Source organism: uncultured Tenacibaculum sp., from assembly GCF_947498805.1.
Taxonomy (GTDB): Bacteria; Bacteroidota; Bacteroidia; order Flavobacteriales; family Flavobacteriaceae; genus Polaribacter.
Map to the genome: position 1 here is coordinate 86,177 of NZ_CANMLT010000006.1, position 13,399 is coordinate 99,575.

Here is a 13,399-nt window from a genome sequence, read left to right on the forward strand (position 1 = left end):
TAGTTGATCATTACATAATTCAATGAAAGAAATTATTCATATAAAATCGATTACTGAAACCAATAAAGCCTTTGGATTACCTGCTCCCAAACATCCGTTAGTTACCATAATGTGGGCAAAAGATTTTCCAGATTTTAGCAAATACTTCGGTGTTAAATATAATTCCGATTTATTCACTATTTCTTTAAAAGAGGGTATTGAAGGAGTTTTAGGATACGGACGTAACAACTATGATTTTGAAGATGGAACTATGGTCTTTTCAAAACCTAATCAAGTCTTATCAATTGAAGAGAAAAAAGTAGCTGAAGACGCTAAAGGATGGTCGTTAATTTTTCATCCTGATTTAATTCGTAAATCAGAGTTAGGAAGAAATATCAATATGTATTCTTTCTTCGATTATGAAGTACATGAAGCACTACATCTTTCAGAAGATGAAAAGGCAATCTTAACCGATTTGGTTAAAAAAATTGAATTAGAGATCAATCAAAATATTGATAAGCATAGTCAGAAATTAATCATCTCCACACTTGAGTTAATCTTAGATTATTGCAATCGTTATTACGACCGTCAATTTTATGTACGTACTAATTTACATCAAGACCATGTAACAGAGTTTGAAACCTTATTACGTAACTACTTTACTTCTGACAAGCCTACTACTTTAGGATTACCTTCCGTAAAGTATTGCGGAGAACAACTGAACATGTCTCCTAATTACTTAAGTGATTTACTAAAAAAAGAAACTGGTAAAAGTGCAAAGGATCATATTTACGCCTTTGTAGTGAATAGAGCTAAAAATAAACTCTTAGGTACCACAGATTCAGTAAGTGAAATAGCTTATGATCTTGGTTTTGAATATCCACAACACTTTAGCAAACTATTTAAAAAACAAACAGGAACAAGTCCAGCAAAATACCGTTCTCAAAACTAAAAACACCTAGAATTGGTTTACAAACTGTAATATGTATACAACAATCTGTAAAATGCATACATTCTTTGTTATAGAACGTAGCTACTTTTGTACTATAAATTAAACAACAATGAAAGTTATTATTACTGGTTCTACAGGAATGGTAGGAAAAGGAATTTTGTTAGAATGTTTAGAACAACCAAACATTGAAAAAGTTTTGGTAATCAATCGTTCTTCTTTAAACATGGAGCATTCAAAACTAGAAGAGCTTTTATTAAGCGATTTTACTCAAGTAGCTAGCTTAAAAGAAAAATTGGTTGGATACGACGCCTGTTTTTTTGCAATGGGAATTTCTTCCGTAGGAATGAATGAGGAAAAATACACCAGTATCACTTTTAATACTGTCAAAGCTTTTGCTGATGTTTTGTTTGAATCAAATCCTAACATGGTTTTTAACTATGTTTCAGGAGCTGGAACAGATAGCTCTGAAAAGGGACGCAGTATGTGGGCACGTGTAAAAGGGAAAACAGAAAATTATGTACTCAACAAAGGATTTAAAGATGCGTATGCTTTTAGACCAGGAGCTATTATTCCTGAAAAAGGAATCAAATCAAGAACCAACTGGTATAGTATTATTTATATCATATTAACTCCTTTTTTCGGTTTGATGAAAAAATCGAAAAATATTACTACTACTACTAAAATTGGTTTGGCAATGATTCACACCTTACATCACTCGCAAACCTTAAAACATTTAGAAAATAAAGACATCAATGTATTAGCTGAAAAGCTACAATAAATCATGAAAAAAATCTTAAAAAAAATGACAATAGCGGTTATTTCTATAATTGCAATTTTTATAATTGCTTACCAGTTAGTGGTTAACTTTTATCCAAGTTTTGGAGGTGATGTAACTAAAAAAGCATACCAGGAATATGCTAGTTCAACACAATATGACAACGGAAAATTCAAAAATGCAGATGCCAATGTACCAAAGGATTTCAGTTTCGGTGATATGCTAAAAATGTCGCGTAAATTCTTCTTTACAACTGTTGAAAATGGGCGTCCAAAAACCGACTTACAAGTTCAAAAAATAGATTCGGCAAACGTAGCTGATTACAAAGGAGACACCCGACTAATTTGGTACGGACATTCAGCATTCTTACTTCAGATGGATGGAAAAAATATTTTGTTAGATCCTATGTTTGGTGAGGTAGCCGCTCCATTAACATTCTTAGGAGAAAAACGTTTTAATAAACAAATGCCCCTAGAAATTGAAAAACTTCCATATATAGATGCCGTTGTGATTTCACACGATCATTATGATCATTTAGACTATGAAAGTATTGAAAAACTAAAACCGAAAGTAGCACACTATTTTGTTCCCTTAGCAGTTGGTGTACATTTAAAAGCATGGGGAATTCCTGAAGAAAAAATCACAGAGTTAGATTGGTGGCAAGAAACCACCTACAAAGACATTCAATTGGTATGTACTCCATCTCAGCACTTTTCTGGCAGAAAAATGAACAACCGTCAGAGTACTTTATGGAGTTCTTGGGTTATCAAATCAACCTCAAGCAATATCTTTTTTAGTGGCGATAGTGGCTACGGAAAGCACTTTACAGCAATAGGTAAAAAATATGGTCCGTTTGATTTTGCCATGTTAGAATGTGGACAGTACAACGAAATGTGGCCAGATATACATATGTTTCCAGAAGAAACGGCACAAGCTGGAGTTGATGTACAAGCAAAAGCTATTATGCCAATACACTGGGGTTCTTTCAAACTTGCCATGCACTCATGGACGGATCCGATTGAACGCGCAACAAAAAAAGCTAAAGAACTGAATCTTCCTTTAATTACTCCTAAAATTGGTGAACCTATAATTTTAAAAGATAGCTTGAAAAGCTATAGTACTTGGTGGAATAACCAATAAAAAACTTTTTTGTAAATTGTTCTCTTATGACGCACGAATTTAAAGATATTCTTACCCAAGCAGCCATTAACCAAAAGAATGGTATTCAAAATGTTTTAGCTACTGTTGTTGATTTGGATGGATCTTCCTATAGAAAACCAGGCGTTCGAATGCTACTTTCTTCCGATGGAAAAATGGTAGGTGCAGTGAGTGGTGGTTGTGTAGAAAAAGAAGTTCAACGAAGAGCGCAATCGGTTTTTAAAACAGGAGTTTCTAAAATAATGACCTATGATGGTCGCTATCGATTGGGCTGTGAAGGAATTCTTTATATTTTGCTAGAACCATTTACGGTCAGTACAGCTTTGATTGATTCCTTTTCTGAAAGCATAGAGAAACGACTTCCTTTTGTAATTGAATCTTTCTATCAAAAAGAAGATGAAGTTGAAGGTGATTTTGGATCAATAGTACGTTTTCAAAATAATCAAAACGTTTCTTTTTCAGACACCTTCAACCCAAAGAACTTTCACGAATTACAAGTGTTTCAACAAACCTTGCAACCTTTATTTCGTTTATTAATTGTGGGTGGTGAACACGATGCCGTAAAACTTTGTTCGCAAGCCAATCTATTAGGATGGATTGTAGATGTTGTTAGTTCTGTAAAAGACCCAAAACAATTATCCGATTTTCCACATGCAAATTCCGTGACGGCACAAACACCTGAAACCATTGTTCTTGATCATGTAAATGAACATACTGCTGTGGTTATTATGAACCATAATTTTACTTACGATTTACGGTGGTTGGTAAAACTGCAAGAACACAATCCGATATATATTGGAATATTAGGTGCTGCCAAGCGTAGAGAACGACTACTAAATGAATTATTTGATTTTGCACCAGAAGTTTCAGATGATTTTTTGGAAAAAATACATACTCCTGCTGGTTTAAATATTGGAGCTGAAACCCCAGAGGAAATTGCCTTATCAATTTTAGCAGAAGTATTATCAGTAGTTCGAAAAAAAGAAGTATTTTCATTAAAGAAAATTACTGGACGAATACACAGTTAAATTTTAGCCATAAAATAAACATAAAACACTCATCCGCCTCCCATTGAGATGACAAACAAATAAGATGCAAAACACTGCAATTATCATATTAGCAGCAGGAAGTGCTTCTAGAATGGGAGCCATCAAACAGCTACTTCCATATAAAAACACCACCTTGTTAGGGTGGGCTATTCAAAATGCCCTACAAACAAAGGCTAAAGGAACTTTTTGTGTATTGGGAGCAAATGCTTCATGTATTAGGGAAGAAATTAAACAAACTTCAGTTAATATCATAATCAATACTGCCTATCAAGGTGGTTTAAGCTCAAGTATTGCTGCGGGAATAAAACATATTGAAAACCAAGATTTTGACCGTATTTTAATTATGTTGGCAGACCAACCTAATGTAGATACTGACTACCTAAATACATTGCTCAACACCTCTCAAGAATATCCTCAAAAAATTGTTGCTTCTGACTATGGGAAAAACGTGGGAGTTCCTGCTATTTTTCCGAAAGCATATTTTCAAAATTTAACAAAGCTCAAAGGTGATAAAGGAGCCAAGTTATTTTTGCAAAATCACCTTTCCGAAGTAATGAAAATGAAAACTATCGACTTAATCGATATTGATACAAAAGAAGAATATCAAAAACTGATAAATTAAATATAAAACCAGCTGTTTTTTCTTAAAAATAGCACTCAACTAATTCCTGAAAAAGGAGTAATTTTACATAACAAAACACCAGACTCATGAATTTTGTAAAATCTTTTCTATATATAACTATAATAGCCTTATTTGCAAGCTGTGCAACCTATAAAGCCAAGTATGCAAATAAAAAAGATGCAACACCTTTAACAAACAATAAAGAGTTAGCACACTCTTTTTATTTGATAGGAGACGCTGGAAATGCGGATATGGGACAAACAATTCCTTCCTTAACTTATTTTCAAGAAGCTTTAGAAAAATCTGGAAAAAATGCGACGGCTTTATTTTTAGGTGACAATGTATACCCTTATGGAATTCCTAAAAAAGAACATAAAGACAGAGCCTTATCTGAACACCGTATTCAAACGCAGATTGATGCCGTAAAAAACTTTAAAGGAAATCCTATTTTCATTCCAGGAAATCACGATTGGTACAATGGTTTAAAAGGCTTAAAGCGACAAGAGAAAATTGTAGAGAAGGCTTTAGGTAAAAAATCTTTTTTACCACAGAATGGATGTGGGATGAAAAAAGTAGAAATCAACGATGATATAACACTTATAATTATCGATAGCCGTTGGTTTATTGCCGATTGGAATAAGCACCCTACGATTAATGAAGATTGTGATATTAAAACTCGTGAGCGTTTTATAGATGAGGTTTGGAGTTTATTTAAAAAGAACCGTTATAAAAATGTGGTCGTTGCAATGCACCACCCAATGTATTCTAACGGACCGCACGGAGGAAGTTTTTCTTTTAAAGATCATATGAGCCCTGCTCCTATCCTTGGAACCTTAAAAAACACTTTACGTTCACACGTAGGAATCCAAACAGATATCTTTAACAAAAACTACACTGATTTTATAACGCGAATTCAAACTATCTCAAGAGATTTCAATAAAAACATTGTGTTTGTTTCTGGTCATGAACACAACTTACAATACATTGAAAAAGATGGATTCAAACAGGTTGTTAGTGGTTCTGGTTCAAAGGAATCTCCAGCATTAATTGGTTATGATGCGCAGTTTACCTACGGTAGCCATGGATATGCTATTTTAAACTATTATAAAGACGGTTCGGCTGTAATTGAATACTATGCCGCAAATAAAAAAGACGGACATAAATTATTATTTAACAAACAAATTATTGCTCCGAAAGAGGTAAAACAATTTAATGAATTTCCAGAATACGATGCGCACAAAGAATTTATAGAAGCTTCTATTTACAAACCTGAAGACACTGAGGTTAGTGGTTTCCATAAGTTCATGTGGGGAGATTTACACAGAGAAAAATATGGTAAAAAAATTAAGGTTCCTGTATTGGAATTAGAAAAATTATATGGTGGATTAACACCTATTCAAAGAGGAGGTGGAAACCAAACCAACTCATTACGATTAGAAAATCCTGATGGTAAACAATATGTTTTACGTTCTATGGTAAAAGATGGTAGTCGTATTATGGGGGGTATTTTAAAAGGAACTATTTTAATTGATGTTGTACAAGATATCTTTACCATGTCGCACCCTTATGCGGCCTTTGTAATTCCAGATATGGCTGAAGCAGCAAATATTTATCATACCAATCCAAGAATATTTTACATGCCTAAACAACCTGCCTTAGGAAATTACAACGATGTTTTTGGTGGAGGGCTTTATTTATTAGAAGAGCGTCCTGCTGGTAATAGAGATGATGTGAAGAGCTTTGGTAATTCGAAGAAAATTGTAAGTACGTTTGACGTATTGGAAAAAATAAGAAAAAACGGAAAACATTCTATAGATCAAGAATGGGCAATGCGTTCTCGTTTATTTGATATGGTAATTGGTGATTGGGACAGACATGAAGATCAATGGCGTTGGGCTTCTTTTAAAACTGAGGATGGTAAAACCTATTACCGACCAATTCCTAGAGATAGAGATCAACCTTTTTCTAAGTTCGACGGAGTGATGATTCCTCTATTTCAACAATTTGCTCCTTTAGTAAGAAACATGCAAACTTTTGACCATGATATTAAAGACATGAAGTGGTACAACAACTATCCTCGTTTCTTTGATGCTGAGTTCTTAAATAAATTAACTTTAGAAGATTGGTATAAGCAAGCTGAATATATTCAACAGAATCTTACCGATGAAGTAATTGAAAAAGCTATCAAACAACTACCTCAAGTTATTTATGATCTTGATGGTGAAGAAACCATTGCTAAGATAAAATCAAGAAGAAATAAACTAAAGGATATTGTCAAACGCTATTATACAAAACAGGCAAAAACGGTGTACATCATTGGTACTGATAAAAAAGATAAATTCATTATTAAGAGACTTAATGATGACGAAACTAATGTTACGGTTTATAGAAAAGAGGATGAAATTTATAACCGTACTTTTAAAACAAACGAAACCAAAGAAGTTCAAATTTATGGTTTGAATGGTGATGATGAATTCTTAATCTCTGGTGATGTAGATGATAGTATTTTAATTCGTTTAATTGGTGGACAAGATCACGATACTTATAATGATACATCTTCTGTATCTGGTTGGGGAAAGAAAACAAAGATTTACGATTATAAATCAAAGAAAAACACCGTTAAAGGAAGTAAAGAAACGGCTGATTTACGTTCAGATAATTACTTTAAAAACACCTATAATCATAGAGATATAGAGAACAATACTACTGTTGTTTTTCCTAGTTTAGGAAGTAACCCAGATGATGGATTCTTCTTTGGTGCAGCTTTAACATTTACCAAACAAGGCTTTAAAAAGCGTCCGTTTGCTAGTCAGCACAGTTTAGCTGCTAATTATTATACAGCAACCAGTGGTTATGATATTGAATACAATGGTGAATTTACAGAGTTTATTGGTCAATGGAGCTTGCACTTAAGAGCCAAAGTTACGAGTGACAACTATGCTATTAATTTCTTTGGTTGGGGTAATGAAACACAATTCTTAATGCCCACTGGAGATCAAAGAGATGATTTAGATTATTACAGAGTTAAAAAAGGAGAATTAAGCTTTACACCATCTTTACTAAGAAGATTACGCGGTGGAAGTATTTTAAAACTTTCGGGTTCTATCGAAGGGATTGAAATACAAAATACTCCGAATAGATATATTACAGATGTTTCTCCGAACTCACCTATCAACCTTTTTGAAACCAATTATTTTATTGGTGGTGAATTGAACTTTAATCATAATATCGTAGATGATCAGAGTTTCCCTACCAAAGGAATGAACTTTGATTTAGCAGTAGGTGCTAAATCAAAATCAGATGATTTCGAAAGAAGATTTGGATACATTAAAAGTTCATTGGCTTTTTATCAAAACTTAGTTCAAAATCGTTCATTAGTATTTGCTTCTGAAGTAGGAACCCATATTAATTTTGGAAACCGTTTTGAATTCTACCAAGGTGCTACTTTGGGTGGTGACAGAAGCTTACGTGGATTCAATCGTCAACGTTTTACAGGAACTGAAAGTTTTTATCATAGTAATGACTTACGTTTACAATTAGGACGTTTTAAAACGGCAGTTTTACCATTAAAATTGGGAGTTTCTGCTGGATTTGATTACGGTAGAGTATGGAGCCCTAGAGTAGCTAAATCTAGTAAATGGCATACTAGTTACGGTGGTTCTGTTTGGTTAAGTGGTATTGACATGTTCACAGCAAATATTTCTTATTTCCAAGGAAATGAAAATGAAAATCGTTTTGCCTTCGGAATTGGATTTGCCTTTTAAAAAATAACATCATGCAAAGAGTTTTTAGCCTATTTTTTACCCTATGCTTTTCAATAATAGTTTCTGCACAAACAGAAACTATTATGTTAGCTAAGAATGCCAAAGGTCAGGTCTTAAACACCAATACTGGAATTGTTTTGGTAAAGACTTCTAAAAAAGTAGTTGCTATAAACTCTAGTAAGCAAAAGAATGTTTTATGGGAAAACAAGGACTTAAAAAAAGTAGACTTTAGTTCCTATACAGAAATTCCATTTACGCCTTATGTAATCTTTAGCAAAAAGCCCTTTATAAGTTCAAAGTTATTATCGAATGCCCTAGGTACCAAAGGAGTTTCTAAAACCTTGGTCAATGTCTTGAACGGAAACGTTTTTTTTGATTCTGAAAAGCAAGGTTTTAAAGCAGTCAACAACACCTTAATTTTACCAGAGCAAAAGGCCGTTTTAGTTGATGGAATCAAGAACAAAAAATATGTACTATCGCTTTTTGACTTTCAAACTGGGAAACTCATCTGGGAAACCAATCTTTCCGATCGTGCTTTTTTCAAGAACTTAAAGGGAGCTCTTTTAGATCAAGAAATAACACAATTAGATAGCGATAAGAATATCTTTTGGTTAAAAAACAATACACTTTTAAAAGTAGCTAGTAAAACTGGGGAGGTTCTCTTTCATCAAAAGAACACTACTTCGTTTAACATGAATTCACAAAAAGATGTCATCTATGTGTTTACTAATAAAATTAAAGAAGAAAGGTTAAATGAAGAAACGGCTATACAAGCGCTTTTAACAAAAGATTTAGAGCCTTTATGGAAACACACACCGAAAATTACTGGACACATCTCTCAAAGTGTTTTTATCAATAATGAACTTATTACCATTACTTCTAAAGGTTTTAATATTATTAATGTAACTGAAGGAACTAAAAAATGGAATCGTTCAGAAACATTGCCTTTGATAAAAAAAATAGTTCCGGTATCAAGTGGTTATTTAGTGGTACAAGAAAACTTCCTAACAAAGGTTGATACACTAGGAAAAAAGGCTTGGAAAAAGAAAGTAAAAATTACCAAATCAAGCAATGAATTACCTATTCATATTTTAGAAGATGCTCAAACTGCCATGTATCTTACCCCTTCTTTTTCTAATAGAATAACTATAGAAGATGGAAGTAAAATTTGGGAAAAAGATGTGGTTTTAAACAAAGCTGGGTTTATCAGTAGAAACCTAAAATTAAACCATCATTATTATCAAGCTTGGTTTGATCAAGCGCATGATTTGTTTCCGGTATACAATGAGAATAATTTTTACATTTTTAATCCTAAAGCCACAACAGCTCCTTCTTCTCTACAAAAATTTGATTTTGGAAGAGAGATTCCTCATATGGAAATAAGAGAAAAAGGGTATTTTATGACTTTAAACAATCAGTTTTATTTCTTTCATAGAAATGGAAGTTTAGTCTATCAAAAGAAATTACCCTACCAAGCAAAAGGTTCTTTCTTTAGCGATACTTTTTACTGGTTTGGAAGAGGTATAGGAACAGCAAGGTCGGTTATTGGTTTTATTCCAAATCAAATAGATCAAACTTTTAAAAATGTGTTAGTATCTACCAATCTAGGTTTTGTTACGAGAGCTACCTCAAGTATCTATGGTACTTATCAATCGTATAAAAACACTTTAAATGACATTACACAGCTTAACTCACTAGGCTTAGACAGTGATTTGCTTTCTGTATTTAGTCGTTTTAATAAAGGGCAAAAAAATGATAACTTTAGTATTGTTGTTAGTACAACTAAAGACAAAAAAAGTAGTATTGTTCAATTAGAAAAAGATACAGGTGCTACGACTGTTCTAAAAGAAATAGACTTTGAATTTGACCAGTTTATTATTGACCAAATTGAAAAAGTAATTTATTTCTTTGATGGAAAAAAGGTCATCATTGAAAACTTAATAACGAAATAAAAAACTACATATGACATCACAAACCCCACTCATTATAGCCAGTATTTTTGGTATGCTATCCGTTGTTTTTGGTGCTTTTGGAGCGCATGCATTAAAGAAAATTTTATCTGAAGACCAGTTAAAATCTTTTGAAACGGGAGTCAAATACCAAATGTATCATGCTATAGTGTTACTATTTATCGGAGCATATTTTAAGCAACCCAATGCATACATGGTTTGGGCTTTCGCAATAGGTATTGTCTTATTTTCTTTTAGTATCTATGGATTGGTTTTATCGGATGCTAAAGGAAAGAAACTTCGCTTCTTAGGACCAATTACGCCATTGGGTGGTTTGCTATTTATTGTAGGATGGGTTTTACTACTGTTAGAAATACTTTAATAGCGTAAGGTTTACTATTTCAAAGAAAACTCGTACAAATTACCTCCTTTACCATGAGATCTTTCATCGGTAATATAAAGGGTATTGTTATCCTTAAAACTCACTCCTTCTTTTTGAGAAATATGTTGAAAAGGCAGTTCGGTTAATTTTCCGCTGAAAAAATTATCCCCGTCAAAATCGGTAAAAAGCAATACCGAATCATGTGTAAGTAAGACTACTTTTTCTTTGTTGGGAGAAATAGCTGCTGAAGTTATCCAGCATTCCATATCGTCGCAATTATTAAACTCACCTACCAACTTAGCTTCATAATCTCCTTCTTTAGCAGGTATTTTATATAAACTTGTTTTTCCGTAGTGTTTTTTTACACGACTCTTTGTAAAAATATACAAGTAGCCATCTTTAAAAAAGATAGATTCTGCATCAAAAAAACGTTTCTTCTTTTTGGGTGGAAACTTAGTTTGATCGGGATACGAAAAATGGATTTTCTCAACCTCAACATTCTTCTTTGACAACTCTTGTTTGTTTACTTTTAAAATAACTAAGTTTTGTCTTGTATTCGCATTATTACCAAAATCTGCTATGTATAAATTCCCTTCTTCATCAGAAGTTAAATCTTCCCAATCGTTATTTTTAGCTTGAATCTCTAGTACTTTTTCCGTTTTTCCTTGGGTAGAAATCTCAAATAATTGTGGTTTATTTCCACTATCGTTCAGCATCCAAATGGCATTGTCACTATTTGAATATTCCGTTCCTGAAACCTCCTTTAATTTCTTAGGTAAATCGGCAACCAGTTTCAGTTGTCCATAGTTATTACAACTACATAAGAATAATACAAATACGAAAGGTAAAACAAACTTCTTCATAGAACAGTTAACGTCAAAAAAAATGAAAGATTATATAAAACTACCAACTTCCCGAGGCTCCGCCTCCACCGAAGCCTCCACCGCCGAAGCCTCCGCCAAAACCGCCACTTCCGAAGCCACCTGATGAACCTCCAAAGCCTCCGCTTCCAAAGCCACCTCGACCAGCGTTACTTAATATAATGGTTTCTAAAATATCTCTAGAGTCGGTTCTACGGTAATTACCTCTACCTCCATTTCCTCTTCCTCCACGAGAAATTAAAATAAAGAAGATGAGAAGAATAATGATAAAGACTATAAAACCAAAATCAAAACCTTCAGACTCTTTACGAGTTCCTTTGTATTCTCCATTTAAAACTTGAAAAATAGCTGTAGTTCCTTTATCAATACCAGCATAATAATTTCCTGCTTTAAACTCAGGAATCATTACTCTATTAATTATTCGCTCAGAAAGTAAATCGGATAACAAATATTCAATCCCATAACCTGTAGCAATATCAACCTTTCTGTCTTCCATGGCTAGTAAGATCAAAATACCATTATCTTCTTTCTCCTGACCTATTCCCCATTTATGTCCCCAATTAGTGGCCACCAAGGAAATATCATCTCCATTCAATGTCTTTACTGTCGCTACTACAATTTGTGTAGAGGTACTATCTGAATAAAACAACAGTTTTTTTTCTAAACTTTCCTTTTGCCAAGGTTCAAAAACTTTAGCGTCATCATACACTCGAAATATTCCATCTGGCTTCTCTGGAATTTTAAAACCACTTTGTGCTATTGACAGTGTTGATACTAAAAAGATTATTAAAACTAACAATTTTCTACAAACAACTAAAATTTGAGTACTCATCATTGATCTTTGAATCATCCTTTAGAAATTTCGTTAGACAATTCATCTTCATCACTAATACTCCAAGGAAAATGCGCTTTCAGCTCCTTACCAGCTTTCAATACGCCATTAATAATTCCTTGTTTAAAGTTTCCTTGTTGAAACTGTTCTTGTATAGCTTCTTTTGTAGTATCCCAGAAGTCGTTTGATACTACCTTATTAATTCCTTTATCTCCATAGATTACAAAGGCATGATCTTCCACAGCAATATAAATTAACACCGCATTTTGTTCTTTGGTGTTAAACATTTTAAGCATACGGAATACTTCTAGCGCACGATTGTAATGAGAAATCTGCGTAGTTTTCTCTATATGCACACGTATTTCACCAGAAGTATTTCGTTCAGCTTGTCGAATAGCTTGAACAATTTCTAATTCTTCTTCTGAAGTTAAAAACTCTTCAACTAACGACATTATTTTCTAGTATAATCGTTAACATCTGGTGCTTTCTCAGCTCCATCATCAGATTTAAAACGATCTTTCTTTTCAAACCCAAAAATACTCGCTAAAATGTTTCCTGGAAATTGACGAACATGTTTGTTAAATGGAGTAATTGACTCATTAAAACGATCACGCTCTACTTTAATTCTATTCTCTGTGCGCTCTAATTCGTTCATCATTTCCTTATAATTCTCATTAGCCTTTAATTCAGGATAACGCTCAAACACTGCTAATAAACGTGATAAAGCAGAGGTTAATCCGCTCTGTGCTTGTTGGAATTGTTGCAACTGTGCAGGAGTAATATTACTTGGGTCTATTTGAATACTCGTTGCTTTTGAACGTGCTTCGGTAACCTTTAAAAAAGTTTCTTGTTCATGCTCAGCATAACGTTCTGCTACTTTCATTAAATTAGGAATTAAGTCTGCTCTACGTTGATAAGCACTCTCTACTTTAGACCACTGCTCTCCTATTACCTCTTCCAATTCAATGGCAGTATTATAAAATCCTTTTGCCCATCCAAAAACTCCTAAACCAATAACGGCAAGAATTATAATAGGAATTAATTTTTTCATGTTTT

At 33.4% G+C, this 13,399-nt stretch carries 12 protein-coding genes; 8 read left to right on the top strand and 4 right to left on the bottom strand.

Annotated elements, in window-relative coordinates; genetic code table 11:
• The first annotated feature begins 22 nt into the window (after positions 1-22).
• The 8 genes from Q0873_RS13160 (at position 23) to Q0873_RS13195 (ending at position 10,630) form a co-directional block, all read left to right on the top strand.
• Positions 23-931: a helix-turn-helix domain-containing protein gene (locus tag Q0873_RS13160; RefSeq protein WP_299108030.1), complete on the top strand. Its 909-nt coding sequence runs from the start codon at positions 23-25 to the stop codon at positions 929-931.
• A 109-nt stretch (positions 932-1,040) separates the two neighbouring features.
• On the top strand, positions 1,041-1,709 hold the full coding sequence (locus Q0873_RS13165; protein WP_299108032.1) for an NAD-dependent epimerase/dehydratase family protein: 669 nt from the start codon (positions 1,041-1,043) through the stop codon (positions 1,707-1,709).
• Positions 1,710-1,712: 3 nt separating this feature from the next.
• Positions 1,713-2,846, top strand: a complete 1,134-nt coding sequence (locus Q0873_RS13170; protein WP_299108034.1) for an MBL fold metallo-hydrolase — start codon at positions 1,713-1,715, stop codon at positions 2,844-2,846.
• A 26-nt stretch (positions 2,847-2,872) separates the two neighbouring features.
• Complete coding sequence (locus tag Q0873_RS13175; protein ID WP_299108036.1) at positions 2,873-3,892, top strand: XdhC/CoxI family protein; 1,020 nt, start codon at positions 2,873-2,875, stop codon at positions 3,890-3,892.
• Between the two features lie 64 nt (positions 3,893-3,956).
• On the top strand, positions 3,957-4,535 hold the full coding sequence (locus Q0873_RS13180) for a nucleotidyltransferase family protein (protein WP_299108039.1): 579 nt from the start codon (positions 3,957-3,959) through the stop codon (positions 4,533-4,535).
• An 86-nt stretch (positions 4,536-4,621) separates the two neighbouring features.
• Positions 4,622-8,299: a metallophosphoesterase gene (locus Q0873_RS13185; RefSeq protein ID WP_299108041.1), complete on the top strand. Its 3,678-nt coding sequence runs from the start codon at positions 4,622-4,624 to the stop codon at positions 8,297-8,299.
• An 11-nt stretch (positions 8,300-8,310) separates the two neighbouring features.
• Complete coding sequence (locus Q0873_RS13190; protein ID WP_299108043.1) at positions 8,311-10,251, top strand: hypothetical protein; 1,941 nt, start codon at positions 8,311-8,313, stop codon at positions 10,249-10,251.
• A 10-nt stretch (positions 10,252-10,261) separates the two neighbouring features.
• Positions 10,262-10,630, top strand: coding sequence for a DUF423 domain-containing protein (locus Q0873_RS13195; protein WP_299108045.1), 369 nt, complete (start codon positions 10,262-10,264; stop codon positions 10,628-10,630).
• Positions 10,631-10,644: 14 nt separating this feature from the next.
• On the opposite strand, the gene Q0873_RS13200 is transcribed toward Q0873_RS13195, so the two are convergent.
• Genes Q0873_RS13200 through Q0873_RS13215 form a run of 4 tightly spaced genes read right to left on the bottom strand, consistent with a single transcriptional unit; the run spans position 10,645 to position 13,394 of the window.
• Positions 10,645-11,493 carry a hypothetical protein gene (locus tag Q0873_RS13200; protein WP_299108047.1) on the bottom strand — a complete coding sequence of 283 codons (849 nt, stop codon included), beginning with the start codon at positions 11,491-11,493 and terminating at the stop codon, positions 10,645-10,647.
• Between the two features lie 40 nt (positions 11,494-11,533).
• Positions 11,534-12,361: a TPM domain-containing protein gene (locus Q0873_RS13205; RefSeq protein ID WP_299108049.1), complete on the bottom strand. Its 828-nt coding sequence runs from the start codon at positions 12,359-12,361 to the stop codon at positions 11,534-11,536.
• Positions 12,358-12,795, bottom strand: coding sequence for a TPM domain-containing protein (locus Q0873_RS13210; protein ID WP_299108051.1), 438 nt, complete (start codon positions 12,793-12,795; stop codon positions 12,358-12,360). Before Q0873_RS13210 ends, Q0873_RS13205 begins: the two co-directional genes overlap by 4 nt.
• Positions 12,795-13,394: a LemA family protein gene (locus tag Q0873_RS13215; protein WP_299108054.1), complete on the bottom strand. Its 600-nt coding sequence runs from the start codon at positions 13,392-13,394 to the stop codon at positions 12,795-12,797. The genes Q0873_RS13210 and Q0873_RS13215 overlap by 1 nt, the downstream gene beginning before the upstream one ends.
• Between the last annotated feature and the right edge of the window lie 5 nt (positions 13,395-13,399).

Excerpts from the sequence above, each read along its gene's own strand:
- Q0873_RS13170 (WP_299108034.1), top strand. The coding sequence starts at position 1,713 with ATGAAAAAAATCTTAAAAAAAATGACAATAGCGGTTATTTCTATAATT.
- Q0873_RS13195 (WP_299108045.1), top strand. The coding sequence starts at position 10,262 with ATGACATCACAAACCCCACTCATTATAGCCAGTATTTTTGGTATGCTA.
- Q0873_RS13175 (WP_299108036.1), top strand. The coding sequence starts at position 2,873 with ATGACGCACGAATTTAAAGATATTCTTACCCAAGCAGCCATTAACCAA.
- Q0873_RS13165 (WP_299108032.1), top strand. The coding sequence starts at position 1,041 with ATGAAAGTTATTATTACTGGTTCTACAGGAATGGTAGGAAAAGGAATT.
- Q0873_RS13185 (WP_299108041.1), top strand. The coding sequence starts at position 4,622 with ATGAATTTTGTAAAATCTTTTCTATATATAACTATAATAGCCTTATTT.
- Q0873_RS13160 (WP_299108030.1), top strand. The coding sequence starts at position 23 with ATGAAAGAAATTATTCATATAAAATCGATTACTGAAACCAATAAAGCC.
- Q0873_RS13210 (WP_299108051.1), bottom strand. The coding sequence starts at position 12,795 with ATGTCGTTAGTTGAAGAGTTTTTAACTTCAGAAGAAGAATTAGAAATT.
- Q0873_RS13205 (WP_299108049.1), bottom strand. The coding sequence starts at position 12,361 with ATGATTCAAAGATCAATGATGAGTACTCAAATTTTAGTTGTTTGTAGA.
- Q0873_RS13200 (WP_299108047.1), bottom strand. The coding sequence starts at position 11,493 with ATGAAGAAGTTTGTTTTACCTTTCGTATTTGTATTATTCTTATGTAGT.
- Q0873_RS13215 (WP_299108054.1), bottom strand. The coding sequence starts at position 13,394 with ATGAAAAAATTAATTCCTATTATAATTCTTGCCGTTATTGGTTTAGGA.
- Q0873_RS13180 (WP_299108039.1), top strand. The coding sequence starts at position 3,957 with ATGCAAAACACTGCAATTATCATATTAGCAGCAGGAAGTGCTTCTAGA.
- Q0873_RS13190 (WP_299108043.1), top strand. The coding sequence starts at position 8,311 with ATGCAAAGAGTTTTTAGCCTATTTTTTACCCTATGCTTTTCAATAATA.